Genomic DNA, 18,980 nt, shown 5'->3' on the forward strand with positions numbered 1-18,980 from the left:
GTAGCGGTTATTTTGGCTAACCTCGGCACGCCAACAGCGCCAACGCCGGCCGCTGTACGCAGCTATTTACGCGAATTTTTAAGTGATAGTCGCGTGATTGAAGTGCCTCGGCTAATTTGGTTTTTTATTCTACGCCTGCTTATTTTGCCATCACGGCCAAAGCGCGTGGCCAAGGCTTATGCCAGTATTTGGACGCATGAGTCGCCGATGCGCGAGACGCTGTTGGCGCAAGTTGCGGCAGTTCAGGCGCGTGTGTCTGCTGCATTTCCCGCTCTCGATGTGCAGGTGTTGCCAGCCATGAGCTATGGCGAGCCATCATTGCGTGATGCCATGGCGCATTGCCATCAGCAGGGCATTGATCAATGGGTGGTGCTGCCATTATTTCCACAATATTCAGCAACCTCTACAGCGCCGCTATACGACCAAATTGCGCGCTGGATTCCGCAGCAGCGGCGACTGCCATCGCTGCAAATCATCCGCGATTATCATGCTCATCCGCACTATATTCACGCGCTGGCTGAGTCGATCAAAGCGCATTGGGCAGTAAATGGTCAAGCCGAAAAGCTGCTGTTTTCCTTCCATGGCATTCCTCAGCCCTATGCCGACAAAGGCGATCCATATCCCGAGCATTGCCGTGCAACCGCAGCTGCTGTGGTGCGTGAATTGGGCTTAAGCGATGAGCAATGGTGTGTGAGCTTTCAGTCGCGCTTTGGCTTGCAGGAATGGGTAAAGCCTTACACCGATGCCACGCTCAAGGCCTGGGGCGAGCAATCGCTGGCCTCTGTTGATGTCATTTGCCCTGCATTCTCGGCCGATTGCTTAGAAACTTTGGAAGAGATCGCCGTAGAAAATCGGGAGTTTTTCCAGCAGGCGGGCGGTGGTCGCTACGCCTATATTGATGCGCTAAACGCCAATGAGCTGCACATCGACATGATGCAGGCGTTGTTGGCGCCGCGCTTGGCAGCGATAGAAAGTGAGCAGAGTGCTATTCCAGCTGCTTTACTTAGTTCACGCGCGACCTAATGCTTAAAACCAGCATGACGCGCACGTCACTAAGCCACAGGAGCTGCGCCATGCAGGTAACGCAATGACGACCATGAGTGTTAGCCATGCACTCGGTGCTGATGGGCCTTTTGCTGAAAAAGTACCTGGCTATCAGCCGCGTGCGCCGCAGGTGGCGATGGCTCTGGCCGTAGAAAAGACACTGAAAGCGAAGTCGCAGCTCTTGGTTGAGGCCGGCACGGGTACCGGTAAGACCTTTGCATATTTAGTGCCGGCGATGCTTTCTGGGCAAAAAACCTTGGTCTCCACCGGCACGCGCAACCTGCAAGATCAGCTTTTTCATCGCGATTTACCGCAAGTGCGCACACTACTGGGCAAGCCTATTCGCACCGCGCTGCTAAAAGGCCGTAGCAACTATCTTTGCCCCTACCGCTTAGAGCAGCATTTGAGCGATGGCGAGTTAGAGAGCAAACAGGTCGTGCACGATTTGCAGCGTGTGGCGGCGTGGGCAGGCAAGACGCAAATGGGCGATATTGCTGAACTTATCGACATTGCTGAAGACTCTAGCGTCTGGCCATTGGTGACGAGTACGGCGGATAACTGTCTGGGCCAAGAGTGTCCAAAAATCGATGATTGCCCGCTGATGAAGGCGCGTGAGCAGGCGGCCGAGGCCGACATCATCGTGGTCAATCACCATTTATTTTTTGCCGATAAAGCCCTGAAAGATCGCGGCTTTGGTGAGCTATTGCCGGCGGTAGATGCGGTGATTTTTGATGAGGCGCATCAGTTGCCGGAAACGGCGGCGATGTTCTTTGGCCAGAGCCTATCGTCGCGGCAAATTAACGATTTGCTGGCCGACACCTTGCGCGAAATCTTGGCGGCTGGCGGTGATTTACGTGGCGCTAATGATTTGGTGTCGGTCATCGAGACGCGATTAGCGCATTTTCGTCTGCAGCTGGGTGAAGACTCGCGCAAGGGCGTGTGGGCCGAGGTCATTGAGCAGCCAGAGATGCCGGCCGCTATTGCGGCGGTGAACTTAAGCTTAGGCGCCTTACTCGATGCCTTAGCGGCGCTGAAAGATCGTAGCAAGGGTTTGGATAGCTGCCACCGCCGTGCCGAAGAGCTAGGCAAGGCCTTTGAAGAGCTCACCGGCGACACGCCAGACAACCAAGTGCATTGGTTCGAGACCTTCCGCAAAGGCTTTGTGCTGCAATGGACGCCGCTAGAAGTCTCGCAGCCATTTCGCGCGCTGATTGATCAAGACCCGATGGCGTGGATATTTACCTCGGCAACTTTGGCCGTGCGCGAAGATTTTCGTCATATTCGCCAGCAGCTAGGCTTGAGCGATGATATTGAGGCGATTCAGCTACCTAGCCCCTTCGCCTATGAGCAGCAGGCCTTGTTTTATGTGCCGCGCGGCTTACCTGACACTGGCGCGATGGATTACACCAATGCTGTTTTGAGAGCTGCAGTGCCAGTGCTAAATGCCAGTCAGGGCCGCGCATTTTTTCTTTTCACCTCGCATAGAGCGCTGCGTGAAGCTGCCGAATGGCTGCCAAAGCAGCTCGACTTTACTTTCTTGGTTCAGGGCACGCAGCCGAAAGCCGAACTATTGCGCCGCTTTGCCAGCACTGAGCAGTGCGTTTTATTGGCCACGGGTGCATTTTGGGAAGGCGTTGATGTGCGCGGTCAGGCGCTATCGCTGGTTATTATTGATAAACTGCCGTTCGCCTCACCGGGTGATCCGGTGATGTCAGCTCGCCTTGATGCCTATAAATCGCGTGGCCAGAATCCATTTATGGCCTATCAGCTGCCATCGGCGATTATCAGCATGAAGCAGGGCGCAGGGCGTTTGATTCGTGATGTGCTCGATACTGGCGTGCTCATGGTCTGCGACCCGCGTTTAGTCGGTAAGCCCTATGGTCAGTTGTTTTTGCAAAGCTTGCCGCCCATGCGTCGCACCCGAGAAATTGCTGTTGTGACCGAGTTTTTTGAGTTTATTAATGCCTTGGAGCCTGCGCACACATGAAGTTGCTGGCCTTAGAAACCACCACCGAATACTGTTCGGCCGCATTGCTATCGACTGAGTCTGGCGAGATGATTTTTCGCCATCAATTTGCCCCGCGTGAGCAAACACAGCTCATCTTGCCGATGGTCGATGAGCTGCTCAGCGAGTCTGGCTGGGCGCTAAAATCACTCGATGCCATTGCCTACGCTAACGGCCCCGGCGCCTTTACTGGCGTGCGCATTGGCGCTTCCGTGGCGCAGGGCTTAGCGTTTGGCGCAGACCTTGGCATGGTCTGCATTTGCAGCTTACAAACCTTGGCGCAAGCGGCCTGGCGCGAACATGGCGTTAGCGATGTCATGGCCTGCTTCGATGCCCGCATGGGCGAGATTTACGCTGGCGTGTTTCATTGCGTCGATGGTTGGATGCAGCCAACAGCGCCGGTAGTGGTGTGCAAGCCCGATGCGCTACCTGCTGAGTGGCTTACCAGCAACATAGAGCGCGTTGGTGTCGGCAGCGGCTGGAGCAGCTATGGCGAGGTGTTATCGGCGCAAATGCCTGTCAGTCAGCAATGGCCAGATCTAGCGCCTAGCGCCGTCGATGTTGCCGGCCTAGCGGCTGAGTATCTAGTCGATAAACCAGCACTGGCGCCTGAGCAGGCCTTGCCCGTGTATTTACGCGATAATGTCTGGCGAAAATTGCCCGGTCGCGGCCTATGAGCAGCCCTAGCTTCGATCATCTGCAACCGCATACCGTCACCGTGCGTGTGTTGCCTGAACATATCGATGTCATGCGCCACACCAATAATGTTGTGTACTTACAATGGCTTGAGGATGTGGCGTGGTCGCACTCGAGTGCATTAGGCCTAGGCCCAGACGAATATGAAGCCTCCGGCCACGGCATGGTCGTACGCAAGCACGAACTGTCCTATTTATTGCCCACACACCTCGATGACGAGCTGATATTAGCCACATGGCTGACCGAGGTTGATAAACTTTCCACGCATCGCTGTTATCAATTTATTCGTCTCAGCGATGGCCAAACGGTATTCCGTGGCAGCACCCATTTCGTTTGTGTCGATATTGCCCAAGGCCGTATTCGCCGCATGCCAAGCGCTTTTTATCAGGCCTACTCGGCCGCCGCCATTAGCACCGCACCATAGGATTTTTGATGGACTATCTACTGTATTTTCAAGCTCTACTCATGGGCATTGTCGAAGGTCTTACCGAATTTTTACCGATCTCCAGCACGGGGCATTTAATCCTTGCCGGCGAGCTGATGAACTTCTGGACTCACGATAAACGCGTAGTGTTTGAAATTTCAATTCAGCTTGGCGCTATTTTGGCCGTGTGCTGGGACTATCGCGAGCGCTTAAACCGAGTGACTCGTGGCTTCTTCAGTAAAGAGCCAGTGTCTACACGCTTTGTGGTGAATATTTTAGTGGGCTTTTTGCCGGCGGCAGTTATTGGCTTCTTTGCAATTGGCGTGATTCGCGACTATTTATTTAGTCCTTTCGTAGTCGCTTTTATGCTGATCTTAGGTGGCGTCGTCATCCTCTGGGCTGAGCGCCGTGAGCATATTGTGCGCGTGCATGATGTCGATGATATGCGCTGGCAAGACGCGCTTAAGGTTGGCTTTGCTCAATGCTTAGCGATGGTTCCCGGCACCTCGCGTTCGGGCGCGACCATCATTGGCGGCTTGCTGGTGGGCTTGTCACGTAAAACAGCTACTGAGTTCTCATTCTTTTTAGCCGTACCAACCATGATTGGCGCCACGGTATATTCAGTCTTTAAACACCGTCACGAATTTATCTTGGCCGATCTTCCTGTCTTCGCCATTGGCTTTATTTCTGCATTCCTCGTCGCCGCTTGGGTGGTGAAAGCCCTGGTCGCCTTTGTCTCCACGCATGGCTTTACGGTGTTTGCTTGGTATCGCATCGGCTTTGGCCTATTCATCTTTATCAGCGCTTGGGCGGGCTGGATTAACTGGCTGTCATGAGTCTGGCGCTGTATTGCTTAACGCAGGCTCATGCCGAGCTTGCACAAGAGCAAGCACAAAGGCTGGGTGCGATATTCGTGGCTGGATGGCCTGAGCAGCCGTTGGCAGGGCGCGAGCAAAATCAGCATCGCCGACAATTATTTGCCGGACTGCAAACGCGCATTACTGAAGCAAATGATGGCAACTCTCAAGCCGATCACACAGATAGCGCCGAGTCTGTGCTTATTTATGATGAGCACGGCCTAGCACTACAAACGCTAGAAAAACCTTTACCTGGGCCTGTGCGCGTTGATTTTGCCGATGCAAGCTTGCAGCGACGCATTGCCAATGGTCATGGTGCCGGTGAGGCCGTTGCTCGCGCCTGTGGCCTGCGTAAGGGCGCCACACCTCGTGTGCTTGATGCTACTGCAGGCCTTGGTCGCGATAGCTGGATATTGGCTTCACTTGGCGCGCAAGTAGAAATGGTTGAGCGTGTGCCCTTGGTGCATGCCTTATTAGCCGATGGCCTGCGCCGCGCTCAGCAAAGTGCTCAGTTAGCAGGCACGGCTGAGCGCTTAATATTGCACGCCGATGATGCGCAGAGTGTGTTGCGCGCTAAGTTGCTACTGCCACCAGAGGCGCGCCCCGAAGTAGTGTATTTAGATCCGATGTTTCCGCATCGCGAAAAGTCCGCGAAGGTGAAAAAGGACATGTGGGCATTTCGCCATGTGGTTGGTAGTGACGAAGATGCCGATGCTTTGCTGGCATTGGCGCGAGCTGTGGCGACCAAGCGTGTGGTGGTTAAGCGTCCGCGCATTGCACCCGATCTCAATGGTGATGAACCGCACCAACGTATGCTCGGCCAAAGCAGCCGTTTCGATCTCTATACGCCAAGAGCGTTAAGCTAAGCCAGTTTCATGTGGGTAGAAAAAAGCCCCGCGGGCGGGGCTAGTTCCATGGATATGCAACTCTAAGAGATTTTCAGCACCAGACCATTATGAGTTGGCTTTTGCCGCGGCGCGTTGTTTCTTACGCTCTTTGCTGGCCTCAAGTGCGTCTAAAGCAATATTCACTTCCTCGTCGGTAATCAACGTCACCTGCAAAATGGCTTGGCGAATGCCGCTAGGCAGTACCTCCAAGGCTTCTTGCGCAAGGCCACCAAGGCGCTTATCGAACACTATCGTGCCTTGACCACAGACTTGAATGAAGCCTAATGCTTTCAGTGTGTCTAAAAAGCCCTTAAACAAGCCTTTATCGAAGAACTCAGGGGCACTGAACTCACGCACAAATGACAGGCGCTGAGCAAGTAAATGGCAAAGCTCTTCTAGCTGTTGCTGCGTTAGCTTACCGGTGCCGCGCTGGTTCAAAATCGTCACCGTCATGTGGTAACGCACCAGAGTCTGGCGCAGGCCACGGCTCAAAATATGCAAGCGAGCATATTCTTCGCTGCTGACTTTTGGTGGTGCTAGGCAGCCAGAGCGCGTGCGATTGACTAGTTTTAAGTCAATCATTGCGTCGATGTATTGCGCCACAACGTCGGCCAATTCGTCTTCATTCCAGCGTAAAAACAGCTCAGATTTTAAGAAAGGATAGACCGACTTCACGCGGCGTAGCAGCTCCTCGTCAGAGATGTCGCCACATTGCAGAAGTAGCACTGCGATCAATGAGGGCAGGGCGAACAAATGCAACGTGTTGTTGCGGAAGTACGTCATCAGCACGGCTTCTTCTTCGTGCAGATAAAGCAAGTCGCCGAGTGGATGCTTACGTCGCTGTAGGATTTTCAGCTCTTCACCGTATGCCACCATGGCCGGGCCATCGAGCTCGGTGAGGGTGACACGCTCGGTGTAAGGCACGGCAGCAAGCAGGGACTTATACAGCGCGACTTGTTCGGCGAGCTGATCTTCATCGATGGCGTGTTTCGGCGTCGATAACAGCACCAAGCTTAATAAGTTGATGGGGTTGACCACGGCACTGGCGTTAATGCCGGTGCTGATCTCAAGACCAAGCGCCATAGACGTTGGTATAAAGGCTGCTGAATCGGCAGCAGCAGGGCCATCAGCGCGCCAGTTTGGCATATGTGTGTCGAGATGCTGGTCTAGGTAGATCGGTGCGCCAAAGCTTAAATGCACCCGGCCAAAGACTTTTTTTAGCTTGCGAATAGACATCACTAAAGAGAATAGATTTTCTTTCTCTTTTGGACGGCCCTGCATCTCACCAATATAGGTGCCACCTTCCATAAGTTTTTCATAGCCAATATAGGCAGGAATAAACACTAGCGGGCGCTTGTGGTCACGCAGATAGCTGCGCAAGGTCATATTGACCATGCCAAGTTTCGCCGGCAGCAGGCGTCCCGTGCGGCTACGGCCGCCTTCAACGAAATACTCCATGGGATAGCCGTGGCTTAAAATTTGGTGCAGGTATTCGTTAAACACCGCGCCATAAAGAAAGTTATCTTTGAATGTGCGGCGTAAAAAGAATGCGCCAGCGCGGCGTAGCAAGCTGCCCACCACCGGCATGTTTAAGTTCGCGCCAGCGGCGATGTGCGGCACCATATAGCCACGCGTGAAAATGGCATAGGACAGCAGCAGATAATCGATGTGGCTGCGATGGCAGGGCACATAGATAATCTCGTGATCGGCGACATGTTTTTCGATAACTTCGAAGTTGTTCACCGTGACGCCGTTATACAAGCGCGTCCACAGCCAGTTTAAAAACTTCTCAAAGAAGCGAATCACTGGATATGAGTAGTCCGAGGCAATCTCGTTGACGTAAATACGAGCCCGCGCTTCAGCAACATCACGAGTGACATCGTGAGTTTCCATTTCTTTGGCAATGGCTGCTTGCACAACATCGGAGCCGATAATGTCGCTACGCATGGTGCGGCGGTGCGACATGTCCGGGCCAATGGCAGCAGTGCGCTGGCGACGGAAATGCACACGTAACACGCGCGATACTTTGCGCAGGCTGCGCTCGCTACTTTGCGTGTCGTCGCAGAGTTGGCGCAGAGAAATGGGTGGGTTCATGCGCAAAATGGTTTGGCGACCATGCAAGATGATGGTGATGAACTGCTTCAATGCCGATGGCGTTGCCCATGAATCAGCAAAGAGAATTTTTAGCCACGAGCTTTCTTTGTCGGGCGAGCGGCCCCACAAAATAGTCACTGGCACTAATTGCACATCGAGCGTTGGGTCTTCAAAGACCGCGTCCATCAATGACACTAGGCGTGGTGAATGCGCGTGACGAGGTTTTGCCAGCGGGTTGCGATGCTCTTGCGTTAGGCAAATCAATGAGTGCTTTTCGCGTAAGCCAAAGCGCCGCATCGAGCTCAATGGCCGAGGCATGCCGAGATGACTCATCTCTGCTTCTAAAACCAGCACGCTCGAGAGCAGACGGTTTTGCAAGACATAGCAAATGGGACGATTAGGGTCGATACCTAAAAGCGCGAGATCATTTGGCGAGACTTGCACGCGCACCCAGAGGTACATCAAGCTGCGGGTAATAAGTCGTAATAGGCGATCTAGACCGAGAAATCTCAGCATAATGCAGGCATCCTGTACAAAAGCTAGCGTCTAAATAAAGCAGTGACGCGTTAAAATCGAGCCTGAGTGTAACAAAAGCCGAACAAACGCACGCACGGCAATTATCATTTTGTCGAAATTGTGGCGTGGAACCGACCGAAGGAGTAAGCAATGTCTGTTGTAATGGAAGAGTTGTTATCGCTGCTGGACTTAGAAAACTTAGAAGTGAACCTGTTTCGTGGCCGCAGTCACGACTACTTTGGCCACAATGTCTTTGGCGGCCAAGTCTTAGGTCAGGCGCTAATGGCTGCTGGCCGCACGGTGGAAAACAACCTGTTGGCGCACTCGCTGCACGCTTACTTTCTCCGCCCCGGCAACCCTAAGTCACCCATCGTCTACTCAGTTGAACGTGTGCGTGATGGCCGTAGCTTCACCACACGCACGGTGAAGGCCATTCAGTTTGGTGAAATTATTTTCACCATGATGGCCTCGTTTGCCACCGAAGAGGCTGGTTTTGATCATCAATTCCCTATGCCCGATGTCGAAGGGCCTGAGGCCTTTACTAGCGAGCTTGATCTGCGCCGCATGATTGCGCCCTATGTGCCGGAAAAGCATCGCGCGTGGTTAGAACTGGAGCGCCCGATTGAGTTGCGCCCAATTGATCCTGTTAACCCGTTTGATGCACAGCCAAAAGAGCCAATGCGCGGGCATTGGATGAAGGCGCAAATGACCTTACCCGACGACCCATTTCTGCACCAATGCATGTTGGCATTTTCATCAGACTTTGCCTTGATGGGCACAGCTATGTTGCCGCATGGCGCGCATTTCATGCAGCCAGACATGCAATGCGCAAGCATCGATCACGCCATGTGGTTTCACCGTGAAGCGCGCATGGATGAATGGCTTTATTACCATATGGATGCGCCATCAGCCTCTGCAGCCAAGGGCATGAATCGTGGTTTGATTTACACCCGCGATGGCCGCTTGGTAGCCTCAACGGCGCAAGAAGGCCTACAACGCCGCCGCGCGCCTAGGCCGAAAAATGCGGAGAGTTCACCACCAATTGCCTAATGTGCTTAGCCCGCCACGAAAGCAACGGCTTCATTCGACTGCGCGGGCAAGCCAAGTAAGACCCGCTTTTTCAATTGCGCTGGCTATCGCGACGTAAGTTGTAGACGTTGCTTGGTGGTGCATCGGCAGGGCGTAGAAACTCACGCAGCTCGACTTCACGCGCCCGCGTTTCGCGGTAGCCCAAGGCCATTAACGCCTGCGTGTAGTCGGTTTCAAAAAGTAGATAACTCAACACGTTGGAGCCGCCGCGCTTAGTCACACCCGCGCCGCGCACAAAGCTGCGAATAGCCGGTGGCAATGAACTGGCGTATTGGCTGGCGAGCTCTTCGATACTGGCAAGCTCAGGGCTTAACACCAAATAATCCACTGGCCGTAAGCTGGTGGTGGCTTCGGCGGGCAGCTGTTTTACGGTGTTATTGATACGATGTAAGCGCTCAATATCCATCTCTAAGCTATCGGTAAACGAGCTGCTCATGATGTGCCCGATGATCTCAGCGAGGCTAGGATAGCCACTGCGCTTAAAGCGTTTTGGCTCAGGGCTTTGCATTCCAGAACCAATCACCAAAATTTTATCTGCGCCTAAGTGCAGCGCGGGACTGATGGGCGCGAGTTGACGTAATGCGCCATCGCCGTAGTATTCCTGATCGAGTTTTACCGCAGGAAATAGCATGGGAATCGAGCTTGAGGCCATTAAATGCTCAATGCTTAGGTCGCAGCGCACGCCGCGCCGCCGAGCACGCGACCAGTTATCTAAATCACTGGCACCTTGGAAAAAGCTCACTGAATCGCCGCGTGTGTAGCTACAGGCAGTAATGCAGAGCGCCCTTAAGTGACCTGCTTGGATGGCGGCGGGTAGGCGACTGAGGTCTATGGCTTCGCTGAGCAGATGGCGCAAAGGTGAATTGTCGAGCAGTGAGACTGGCGTGCCGCGGTTAAACCAACCAAATGCTAAGTTGCAGAGCCAGCGAAAGGCGCCGCCGAGCACACCCGGCCAGTCGGTGCGATAGACCTGAGCGCTGTGAAAGCCGGCCCAGACTTCGCGTAGCGCATTTACACCTTCTTGGAAGCAGGCGGCGTGCATGGCTAAGCTCGTGGCGTTGAGCGCGCCAGCAGAAGTGCCGCAAATAATTGGGAAGGGACTGCCGCAATGATCAGGCATCATCTCGGCAATAGCTTGTAGAGCACCGACTTGGTAAGCCGCTCGCGCACCGCCGCCAGAAAGTACTAATGCGGTGTTTTTGCTTGTAGTGTTCGACTTATCCATGATGCCCTCCGCGGGTCATGTAGCTTTTTCTACTCTCTACTTAGAGATCGGCCGAGGCAATATTTTCTCTAGGCAAACTGTGTAGCACGAGAGTAGACCGTTTGTTACTCACACCCTATGCTTGTCGTCTTCTTTTTTGCGGTTTGACTCACTAGCCCATGGCATTTTCTCTGTCTTATTCTTCGCCATTAGGCAAGTTCGCGCTAGCAAGTGCTGTTGCGGCCTTATTGGCAATGGCCTTGGCATACGATTTGCCCAATGGCGATTTAGGTGCCGAGATTTTTTGGCAGCTACGTTTTCCTCGGGTGCTCTTGGCGTTTATGGCCGGCGCTGGTTTGGCGGTGGCAGGCTTATGGCTGCAAACACTCTTTCGCCATGCCTTGGTTGAGCCTGGCTTACTCGGCGTTAGTGCCGGCGCGAGCTTGGCCGCCGTTCTGAGCTTATTGCTAGGCACGACCTATGCCTTGGTTTTGCCATTTGCCGCCTGCGTAGGCGCTGCATTGTCGCTATTAACGGTGTTAGCGATGGCTCGGCGCTATCAGTTACAAGCGGAAGCTTTGCTATTGGTTGGTATCGCACTCAATGCCGTGCTCTCAGCTGCCACTCAGCTGCTGCTAATTTTGGCTCCCGACAGCGGCCTTCGAGCTGGTAGTTTTTGGCTTATGGGCAGCTTTGCCAATGCCGAATGGCCATGGCTAGCGGCCAATGCGGTGCTCTTGCTGGTGCTTCTCGGTTGGGGGATAAAGCGCTGCACCAGCTTCGATATTTGGCTCTTGGGCGAGCGCGAGGCTGGGCATTTAGGTTTGAATGTGCGGCGCTTTCGTCGCCAAGTCATTTGGGCGAGCGCCGCCGTGGTAGCGATGGCCGTGGCGCAAACTGGCAGCATTGCCTTTATCGGCTTGATGGCACCGCATATTGCCAGTCGTCTTGTTGGTTCCATGCATCGCCAGCTGATGCCAGCAACCTTGCTCGTGGGCGGTGCACTGGCGATCTTCGCCGACACCTTGGCGCGCACCTTGATGGCGCCGCTGGAGTTGCCCGTCGGCATACTAACTGCGCTCTTTGGCGCACCATTCTTCCTGATTATTTTGCGTCAGCGGTGGCAGCGATGAGCGGCCTGAAGCTATCGCAGCAAACGCTTTTTGCCGCCAATAACACGCCGGTGCTAGCGCTGCCGGAACTGAGCTTTTTGCCACAGCAATGCTGGGCGATTTTAGGCCCCAATGGTGCCGGCAAGTCGACGTTATTGCGCCATATTAGCGGCATAGACAGTGAGCAGGGCGCGGCCAATGTCTGTGCTGAGTGGCATGGCCAGCCCTTGCCAAGTTGGAATAATCGGCGCTGGGCGCAGCAACGTAGTGTTTTGCCGCAGCATCATGGCTTGATGGCAGCGCTGTCGGTGGCGGCAATTGTGCAAATGGCGGCTTACCCTTGGGGCGGCTCGCATCCGCGCTTGGCGCATTGCCTCGATGACATTGTGCAAACCTGGGATATTACGCAGCTATTAGAGCGGCGCTGGCCAACATTATCGGGTGGTGAGCAGCAGCGCGTGATGCTAGCGCGCTCGGCCTTGCAGTTGGCTTTGGCTGAGCCAAGTGAGCCGCGTCTGTGGCTGCTCGATGAGCCTTTGGCGGCCTTAGATTGGCCACATCAGCAAACGGTATTTCACGCCTGTGCGCAGATGACCGCGAGTGGCGCCACGGTATTGGCGAGCGTGCATGATATGAATGCGCCGTTCGCTTTCGCCACGCATGCGTTAGTGATGGGGCAGGGCGAGGTGCTATGGGCAGGAGAAGTTAGCGCTGATGGCTATGTGGCGGCGCTCGAGGCGGCTTTCGCGCTGCGTTTAACGCGCTTGAGCCACCCCGAGTATGCACACGGCTGGTTGGTACCGCTTAAGCCTTAGGTTTTGCCTTTGGCTTAATGGCTGGTTTCACAGCAGCTTTGCTGGCAGGCTTTGGTTTAGTCGTAGCCGCAGGCTTTGCAGCTGGAGCCGCTTTAGCTGGTGGCTTTGGCTTAGCCGCAGTCTTCGGTGCCGCTTTTACTTCAGGTTTTGCCTCAGCTTTAACAGCTGCCTTAGGAGCTGCTTTCACTGCCGGCGCAGCCTTAGGCTGAGCTTTAGCTGGTGCTAAATCAGTAATCGTGCCGGCCAAGTGTGGCTTGCCTTTACGCGCATCCGCCACCGTAAACGAAGTTTTCGTTGCACCGAGCTCATTGCTAAATGCGACTTTCGCCGGCAATAACACGGGCAGCTTAAACTGCACGCTCACCGTATAAGCTTTGGGTAAAATCGACTCCATCGCCGCCAAAGCTGCTGCTTTTGTCCACATGCCATGCGCAATAGCTTGCGGGAAGCCCAGTAACTTAGCGGTTACCGCATACAGGTGGATGGGGTTGCGATCGCCCGAGATAGCGCCATAACGACGGCCAATATCGGCTGGAACTTGCCAATAGGCATTCGCCGAACCGACTTTTTTCGCTTTCACTAAGGCGCGAGCTTCCGCCGTGCTTGGACGCTTCGTGCTGCCTGAGTCTTTGGCCACTGCTTGGCGGCGTAAATAAGTGCTAACGCCAGTCCAGACATGCTCATCGCCAACAAAAGCTTTGCTAAGCAGGTCAAAGGTCACGCCTTTGTCATGCGGCTGCAAGTTGGTGGCTGTTGTGGTGAAGCGCAGCACTTCATCGGCGCGCACAGGGCGCAGCTGAGTGATGTCATTGCTGATGTGCACGAGGCCAAGCAGTGCAAATGGGAAGGCCTTGTCGGTCATCACGCGCATTTGCAGGTCGAACGTGAGCACATGCAAATAGGTCGATGGCAGGGTGTCGCGTACCGCGAAACCGCAGACACGGTTGTATTCGGTCAAATGCGCACGGTCGATGCGCACATCGCGCTGACTCACGGTGAGCGTTGGCAGTGCATCGCCTTTAGCGCTAAAGCCGTTGAGCACGGCCTTGGCGTAAAAACCTAAGGCGCTAGGCGCATCCTTCATTTCAATAGCAGACATGACTCTAACCCTTAAGCGCCGATCAGGCTTTGGCCGCAAACGCGGACGATATTGCCGTTGACGCCGTTTGAGGCGGGGCTGGCATACCATGCAATGGCTTCAGCAACGTCGACTGGCAGACCGCCTTGCGACATCGAGTTCATGCGACGACCAGCTTCGCGGATGGCGAATGGAATAGCCGCAGTCATTTGCGTTTCAATAAAGCCTGGAGCCACGGCATTGATGGTCACGCCTTTGCTTTCCAGCAGCGGTTGCATGCTGTTAACCATGCCAATCACGCCGGCTTTCGACGTTGCGTAGTTGCTCTGACCCATATTGCCGGCGATGCCGGAAATCGATGACACGCAAATGACACGGCCATTGGCGCGCAAGATTTTCTTCGCAATCAATTCGTCGTTGATGCGTTCTTCCGACGATAAGTTGATGTCGATGACCATATTCCAGAGCTGATCTTTCATATTGGCCAAAGTTTTGTCACGAGTGACACCGGCGTTATGCACGATGATGTCCAAGCCTTTGTGGGCTTTTTTGCAATGCGCAGCGATAGCTTTCGGCGCATCAGCAGCAGTGATGTCCAGCGCGAGTACGGAACCATTGATGCTAGCGGCTACACGCTGCAAGTCGGCTTCTTGCTGTGGCACATCGAGGCAAATAACGTGTGCACCGTCGCGCGCCAAAGTTTGCGCAATGGCTTCACCAATGCCGCGTGAAGCGCCAGTGACCAAAGCTACTTTGCCGCTCAGTGGTTGTGCCCAGTTTGGTGTTTCACCGACGATGGCAGTGGCTTGCACGCGCACCACTTGGCCAGAAACATAAGCTGATTTTGGCGAGATAAAGAAGCGCAGTGTCGATTCCAAGTTGGCATCGGCACCTGGTGCAACATAGACCAACTGTGCGGTGCAGCCTTTTTTCACTTCTTTGCCGATGGCGCGCGTGAAGCCTTCGAGTGCGCGCTGAGCCGTGGTGTATTTGGCGTCGTCGAGCAATTCAGGTGTGCGGCCGATAACAATGATGCGACCTGAGCCGCTCATTTTGCGAATGACTGGGCCGAAGAAGCTGTGCAGTGCTTTTAGTTCAGCGCTAGTTTTAATACCTGAAGCATCAAACACCAAGGCTTTAAATTTCTGCGTGTCTTCGGCGCTTGGCGCATAGGCTTGAGCATTAAGGCCAACGCTGGCAGCGGCTTCTTGCACACCGCTATCGGAAAAGGCGAGAGTTTCTGCGTTGATATTGCTTAGTACTTTAGCAATCGCATCAGTCAAGTCGCCGCCATTTGCAGCACCCAACAATACCGTGCCTTTTACCACTGGCGCGTTGGCATCAAAACGATCCAGCGGCATTGGGTTTGGTAGGCCAAGGTTTTTAGCCACTAATTGGCCAAAAGGGGAGTTCACAAAATCAATATAACGATCGCTCATGATGGGATTCCTCATCGATAAATGTGGCGGAGAGTGGCGTGCTGTTTGGCGCAATATGCGGTGAAACGGCAGGCGCAATAATTAGTGTGGACGCAGACTACCAAATCTCGAGGCCGCTGTATTTGCCCGCTTCTCTACTAGATGGTGTATTTCGGTCAATAGCTTGTCCGGCTTTTGTGCTAGCGTGTCGGGGTTTTCCACAGGAGTCTCAACATGACCACATTACGTAAGGTCGCCATCGTTGGCGCCAACCGCATCCCTTTTGCTCGTTCCAATAGTGTCTACGCCACAGCTTCCAATCAAGACATGCTAACTGCCGCTCTTGATGGCCTAGTTAGTCGCTGCAACCTCGACGGTCTGCGCATTGGCGAAGTCGTTGCCGGTGCCGTGCTCAAACATAGCCGTGACTTCAACTTAACTCGCGAATGCGTGCTGAGCACTAAGCTTGCGCCAGAAACAACCGCATACGACATTCAACAAGCCTGCGGTACTGGCTTGGAAGCTGCGATTTTGGTTGCTAACAAAATTGCTGTTGGCCAAATCGAATCTGGCATCGCCGGCGGCGTTGACACCACATCGGATGCGCCAATTGCGCTAAGCGAAGGCCTGCGCAGCATTTTGCTGGAAGTAAACCGTGGCAAAACCACCGGTGCCAAGCTGAAAACATTGTCGAAAATTCGCCCCAAGCATTTGATTCCTGATCTGCCACGTAACGGCGAGCCACGTACTGGTTTGGCCATGGGTGATCACGCGGCCATCACGGCAGCAGAATGGAACGTGCCACGTGCCGCGCAAGATGAGCTGGCCGTTAGCAGTCACCACAAGCTTGCCGCTGCTTATGAGCGCGGTTTCTTCGACGATCTAGTGACGCCATACCTTGGCCTCAAGCGCGACCAAAACCTGCGCCCAGATTCCAATATCGAAAAGCTGGCGACACTGAAACCATGCTTTGGTGATCGTGAAACCGGCACCATGACAGCGGCTAACTCAACACCATTGACCGATGGTGCGTCAGTAGTTTTGCTGGCCAGCGAAGCTTGGGCAAAAGAACACAATCTGCCTATTTTGGCTTATTTAGTTGATGGCGAAGTGGCTTCGGTCGACTTTGTGAACAAGAAAGAAGGCTTGCTGATGGCGCCTGCCTATGCCGTGCCACGTATGTTGGCTCGTCGTGGTTTAACGCTGCAAGATTTTGATTTCTATGAAATTCATGAAGCATTTGCATCGCAAGTGTTAGCTACATTGGCTTCATGGGAAGACCCCAAGTTCTGCAAAGAGCGCTTAGGTTTAGATGCACCTTTAGGTTCAATCGACCGCAGCAAGCTCAACGTCAATGGCTCGTCATTGGCCGCGGGTCACCCATTTGCTGCTACGGGTGGTCGTATCGTTGGCACACTGGCGAAAATCCTCAGCGAAAAAGGTAAGGGCCGAGGTTTGGTCTCGATCTGTGCCGCTGGCGGTCAAGGTGTTGTTGCTATTATCGAGCGCTAAGCATCGATAGGCATGGTGAGCTGTTTCAGATGCTTGCCATGCCGCGATTAAAAACTGCTTTTCGCAAGATGAGCAGGCATAAAAAAGCCCAGTCAAGACTGGGCTTTTTTACATCAGCAAGAACTTATTTCTTGATGTCTAAAAGTTCGACGTCAAATTTCAGCACTTGGTTAGGGCCGATTTTGCCACCAGCGCCTTGCTCGCCATAGGCAAGAGCGGCGGGGATAACAAACTCGTATTTGCTGCCAACAGTCATTAGCTGCACGCCTTCAGTCCAACCAGGAATAACTTGGTTGAGCTGGAATGTTGCTGGCTCTTTGCGGTCATATGAGCTGTCGAAAGTTTCGCCATTGAGCAGCGTGCCTTTGTAATGCACGGTGACAGTGTCTTCAGCGGTTGGCTTAGCGCCTGTGCCGGCAGTCAACACGCGGTATTGCAAGCCGCTAGCAGTTGTTGTCACGCCTTCTTTTTTGCCATTCTCAGCTAAGAATTTTGCGCCACCAGCAACGGCCGATTTAGCTTCTTCTTCCTGCTTTTTCATGTGCTTTTCACGCAGCTTTTGCGCCACGGTGGTTTGGATTTCGCGGCGAGTTGCGTCATCCATGGCCAATTCGTTTTTCGCCATTACATCATCAAGGCCTTGGGTTAGCGCGGCCATATCGAGGTCATCGCGGATAGTTTCCAAAGACTTGCCGATGTCGACGCCAACGGAGTAGCTGAATTTTTCAGTTTCGGTTTCTGGCGTGCTGCTACCGAAAGGGTTGCAAGCAGCTAGTAGTGCAGCGGCACCAAATGTAATCGCCAGCTTGGGTACTAGCTTAGAAGAACGAATCATATTGTGTCCTTTGTTCTTGGGGTAAGTGGTGGAGCGATTGAAGCGCATTGGTCTGCGTTTGTCATCGTTTCATCGGGATTTTTCTTGTAAGCGGCGCAATAAGCTGGAAGTGTCCCAGCGCCCGCCACCAAGACTTTGTACATCGGCATAGAAATCATCAATCATTTCGGTTGCTGGCAGTTGCAGGCCTAAGGCGCGAGCCTCGGCCAAAACAATAGCCAAATCTTTGCGCATCCAATCAACTGCAAAGCCGTGCTCATATTTATCGTTGAGCATGGTCTGGTAGCGATTCAGCAGCTGCCATGATGATCCTGCACCTTGGCCGATTAAGGGCATGACTTTAGCCACATCAAGGCCAGCTTGTTGCGCGAAGTGCATGCCTTCAGCCAAGCCTTCAATGACGCCTGCTACGCAGATTTGGTTGACCATCTTGGCTAATTGGCCTTGGCCGCAGCCGCCAATATGCGCTTGGGCTTTAGCATAGGTAGCGAGCACGTCGTGCGCGCGGGCAACTGCCGCCTCGCTGCCGCCGCAGAAGATGCTCAGTTGGCCGTTTTCTGCGCCTTGTTGGCCGCCCGAAACAGGGGCATCGACCCAGTCAATGCCGTGCTCGCTAACTTCCGCTGCGAGTGTGCGGGTGATTGCCGCCGACACGGTGGAGTGATCAATTATGAGGCCGCCCGGCTTTAGACCAGCAGCTATGCCATCTGAGCCGCGCACGACTTCTGCAATGTCTTCATCGCGACCCACACAGGTGAGCACTATATCGGCCGCAGCCGCAGCTTCTCTGGCGCTACTGGCGCGCTGGCCATGATATTGCTCTTGCCAGGCGATGGCTTTTGCTTCGCTACGGTTCCATACAGTTACTTGATGTCCGGCGCGCTGTAAATGCCCAGCCATGGGGTAGCCCATGACACCTAGGCCGATAAAGGCGAGTGCGGCCATAAAGATGTCTCCAAAAGTAAACTGGCGATGAGACTAGCAGGGCGAATGCGGAGGCGAAAGTAAGTAGTACTTGCAAATACGAATCTATCTTATTTATACTTAGTACATCGACATGTACCGAGGGCGCCGCCCATGTATGTTTGCCTATGCCACGGAGTTACCGATCGCGCTATTACTCAAGCCGCGCGTGATGGGGTAGATACCTTTGATGCCTTGCAGCAACGCACGGGCGTATCAACGTGCTGCGGCGCTTGCCGTGAGCATGCTGAAGATGTGTTTGCCAGTGCCTGTGTCTCTGAAGCTGGTGCTACTGCCGCCACGATTACCGTTGGGCAATGGCAGCCTGCAGCGATGGCGCGTTAAGAATAATACTTACTGATTCAGCCTTTGTTTTGGAAGCTAAATTAGTAGACACAAAAAAGCCGCGAATTTCGCGGCTTTTTTGTGTC

Annotated in this window: 16 protein-coding genes and 1 pseudogene; 11 read left to right on the forward strand and 6 right to left on the reverse strand. The window is 53.8% G+C overall.

The window, feature by feature from the left end:
- The 6 genes from hemH to AC3DKE_RS06800 all read left to right on the forward strand — a co-directional run.
- Positions 1–1,023: ferrochelatase (hemH, locus tag AC3DKE_RS06775; protein ID WP_487990258.1), on the forward strand; the 1,023-nt coding region annotated here is incomplete at its 5' end.
- 73 nt (positions 1,024–1,096) lie between these two features.
- Positions 1,097–3,031, forward strand: a complete 1,935-nt coding sequence (gene yoaA, locus AC3DKE_RS06780; protein ID WP_487990259.1) for a DNA repair helicase YoaA — start codon at positions 1,097–1,099, stop codon at positions 3,029–3,031.
- Positions 3,028–3,726 (forward strand): tRNA (adenosine(37)-N6)-threonylcarbamoyltransferase complex dimerization subunit type 1 TsaB, encoded by a 699-nt coding sequence (gene tsaB, locus AC3DKE_RS06785; RefSeq protein WP_340676456.1) that lies wholly within the window; start codon positions 3,028–3,030, stop codon positions 3,724–3,726. Before yoaA ends, tsaB begins: the two co-directional genes overlap by 4 nt.
- Positions 3,723–4,169, forward strand: a complete 447-nt coding sequence (locus tag AC3DKE_RS06790) for an acyl-CoA thioesterase (protein WP_340676457.1) — start codon at positions 3,723–3,725, stop codon at positions 4,167–4,169. The genes tsaB and AC3DKE_RS06790 overlap by 4 nt, the downstream gene beginning before the upstream one ends.
- 8 nt (positions 4,170–4,177) lie before the next feature.
- Positions 4,178–5,005, forward strand: coding sequence for an undecaprenyl-diphosphate phosphatase (locus AC3DKE_RS06795; protein ID WP_487990260.1), 828 nt, complete (start codon positions 4,178–4,180; stop codon positions 5,003–5,005).
- Positions 5,002–5,892 carry a class I SAM-dependent methyltransferase gene (locus AC3DKE_RS06800; RefSeq protein ID WP_340676459.1) on the forward strand — a complete coding sequence of 297 codons (891 nt, stop codon included), beginning with the start codon at positions 5,002–5,004 and terminating at the stop codon, positions 5,890–5,892. Before AC3DKE_RS06795 ends, AC3DKE_RS06800 begins: the two co-directional genes overlap by 4 nt.
- A gap of 87 nt (positions 5,893–5,979) precedes the next feature.
- Here AC3DKE_RS06800 and plsB read toward each other — a convergent pair whose 3' ends face one another.
- The gene (gene plsB / locus AC3DKE_RS06805) at positions 5,980–8,523 is read right to left on the reverse strand and encodes a glycerol-3-phosphate 1-O-acyltransferase PlsB (RefSeq protein WP_487990262.1); all 2,544 of its coding nucleotides are present in this window, start codon (positions 8,521–8,523) and stop codon (positions 5,980–5,982) included.
- A gap of 150 nt (positions 8,524–8,673) precedes the next feature.
- Between plsB and AC3DKE_RS06810 the strand changes: the two genes are divergently transcribed.
- Complete coding sequence (locus AC3DKE_RS06810; RefSeq protein ID WP_379069771.1) at positions 8,674–9,573, forward strand: acyl-CoA thioesterase; 900 nt, start codon at positions 8,674–8,676, stop codon at positions 9,571–9,573.
- A 70-nt stretch (positions 9,574–9,643) separates the two neighbouring features.
- Here the strand turns inward: AC3DKE_RS06810 and AC3DKE_RS06815 are convergent, their stop codons facing one another.
- Positions 9,644–10,837 (reverse strand): patatin-like phospholipase family protein, encoded by a 1,194-nt coding sequence (locus AC3DKE_RS06815; protein ID WP_340676462.1) that lies wholly within the window; start codon positions 10,835–10,837, stop codon positions 9,644–9,646.
- A 158-nt stretch (positions 10,838–10,995) separates the two neighbouring features.
- On the opposite strand from AC3DKE_RS06815, the gene AC3DKE_RS06820 reads away from it, so the two are divergent.
- Both AC3DKE_RS06820 and AC3DKE_RS06825 read left to right on the forward strand, forming a co-directional pair.
- Positions 10,996–11,949, forward strand: a complete 954-nt coding sequence (locus AC3DKE_RS06820) for a FecCD family ABC transporter permease (protein WP_340676463.1) — start codon at positions 10,996–10,998, stop codon at positions 11,947–11,949.
- Positions 11,946–12,743, forward strand: coding sequence for an ATP-binding cassette domain-containing protein (locus AC3DKE_RS06825; RefSeq protein ID WP_487990263.1), 798 nt, complete (start codon positions 11,946–11,948; stop codon positions 12,741–12,743). Before AC3DKE_RS06820 ends, AC3DKE_RS06825 begins: the two co-directional genes overlap by 4 nt.
- Here the strand turns inward: AC3DKE_RS06825 and AC3DKE_RS06830 are convergent.
- Together AC3DKE_RS06830 and AC3DKE_RS06835 are read right to left on the reverse strand one after the other, a co-directional pair.
- Positions 12,733–13,842, reverse strand: coding sequence for a MaoC family dehydratase (locus AC3DKE_RS06830; protein WP_487990265.1), 1,110 nt, complete (start codon positions 13,840–13,842; stop codon positions 12,733–12,735). The genes AC3DKE_RS06825 and AC3DKE_RS06830 overlap by 11 nt on opposite strands.
- A gap of 11 nt (positions 13,843–13,853) precedes the next feature.
- The gene (locus AC3DKE_RS06835) at positions 13,854–15,260 is read right to left on the reverse strand and encodes a 3-oxoacyl-ACP reductase (RefSeq protein WP_340676466.1); all 1,407 of its coding nucleotides are present in this window, start codon (positions 15,258–15,260) and stop codon (positions 13,854–13,856) included.
- Positions 15,261–15,479: 219 nt separating this feature from the next.
- Here AC3DKE_RS06835 and AC3DKE_RS06840 point away from each other — a divergent pair.
- Positions 15,480–16,751, forward strand: a pseudogene (locus tag AC3DKE_RS06840) (acetyl-CoA C-acetyltransferase); the annotation flags it as partial.
- Between the two features lie 124 nt (positions 16,752–16,875).
- On the opposite strand, the gene bamJ reads toward AC3DKE_RS06840, so the two are convergent.
- Both bamJ and AC3DKE_RS06850 read right to left on the reverse strand, forming a co-directional pair.
- Positions 16,876–17,586, reverse strand: a complete 711-nt coding sequence (gene bamJ, locus AC3DKE_RS06845; RefSeq protein WP_340676467.1) for a BamJ family beta-barrel-assembly machinery protein — start codon at positions 17,584–17,586, stop codon at positions 16,876–16,878.
- A 69-nt stretch (positions 17,587–17,655) separates the two neighbouring features.
- Positions 17,656–18,537 (reverse strand): NAD(P)-dependent oxidoreductase, encoded by an 882-nt coding sequence (locus AC3DKE_RS06850; RefSeq protein WP_340676507.1) that lies wholly within the window; start codon positions 18,535–18,537, stop codon positions 17,656–17,658.
- A gap of 126 nt (positions 18,538–18,663) precedes the next feature.
- Between AC3DKE_RS06850 and AC3DKE_RS06855 the strand changes: the two genes are divergently transcribed.
- On the forward strand, positions 18,664–18,894 hold the full coding sequence (locus AC3DKE_RS06855; RefSeq protein ID WP_340676468.1) for a (2Fe-2S)-binding protein: 231 nt from the start codon (positions 18,664–18,666) through the stop codon (positions 18,892–18,894).
- Positions 18,895–18,980: the final 86 nt, after the last annotated feature.

It is taken from the genome of Paraperlucidibaca sp. (assembly GCF_982810325.1).

Excerpts from the sequence above, each read along its gene's own strand:
- yoaA (WP_487990259.1), top strand. The coding sequence starts at position 1,097 with ATGAGTGTTAGCCATGCACTCGGTGCTGATGGGCCTTTTGCTGAAAAA.
- tsaB (WP_340676456.1), top strand. The coding sequence starts at position 3,028 with ATGAAGTTGCTGGCCTTAGAAACCACCACCGAATACTGTTCGGCCGCA.
- AC3DKE_RS06790 (WP_340676457.1), top strand. The coding sequence starts at position 3,723 with ATGAGCAGCCCTAGCTTCGATCATCTGCAACCGCATACCGTCACCGTG.
- AC3DKE_RS06795 (WP_487990260.1), top strand. The coding sequence starts at position 4,178 with ATGGACTATCTACTGTATTTTCAAGCTCTACTCATGGGCATTGTCGAA.
- AC3DKE_RS06800 (WP_340676459.1), top strand. The coding sequence starts at position 5,002 with ATGAGTCTGGCGCTGTATTGCTTAACGCAGGCTCATGCCGAGCTTGCA.
- plsB (WP_487990262.1), bottom strand. The coding sequence starts at position 8,523 with ATGCTGAGATTTCTCGGTCTAGATCGCCTATTACGACTTATTACCCGC.
- AC3DKE_RS06810 (WP_379069771.1), top strand. The coding sequence starts at position 8,674 with ATGTCTGTTGTAATGGAAGAGTTGTTATCGCTGCTGGACTTAGAAAAC.
- AC3DKE_RS06815 (WP_340676462.1), bottom strand. The coding sequence starts at position 10,837 with ATGGATAAGTCGAACACTACAAGCAAAAACACCGCATTAGTACTTTCT.
- AC3DKE_RS06820 (WP_340676463.1), top strand. The coding sequence starts at position 10,996 with ATGGCATTTTCTCTGTCTTATTCTTCGCCATTAGGCAAGTTCGCGCTA.
- AC3DKE_RS06825 (WP_487990263.1), top strand. The coding sequence starts at position 11,946 with ATGAGCGGCCTGAAGCTATCGCAGCAAACGCTTTTTGCCGCCAATAAC.
- AC3DKE_RS06830 (WP_487990265.1), bottom strand. The coding sequence starts at position 13,842 with ATGTCTGCTATTGAAATGAAGGATGCGCCTAGCGCCTTAGGTTTTTAC.
- AC3DKE_RS06835 (WP_340676466.1), bottom strand. The coding sequence starts at position 15,260 with ATGAGCGATCGTTATATTGATTTTGTGAACTCCCCTTTTGGCCAATTA.
- bamJ (WP_340676467.1), bottom strand. The coding sequence starts at position 17,586 with ATGATTCGTTCTTCTAAGCTAGTACCCAAGCTGGCGATTACATTTGGT.
- AC3DKE_RS06855 (WP_340676468.1), top strand. The coding sequence starts at position 18,664 with ATGTATGTTTGCCTATGCCACGGAGTTACCGATCGCGCTATTACTCAA.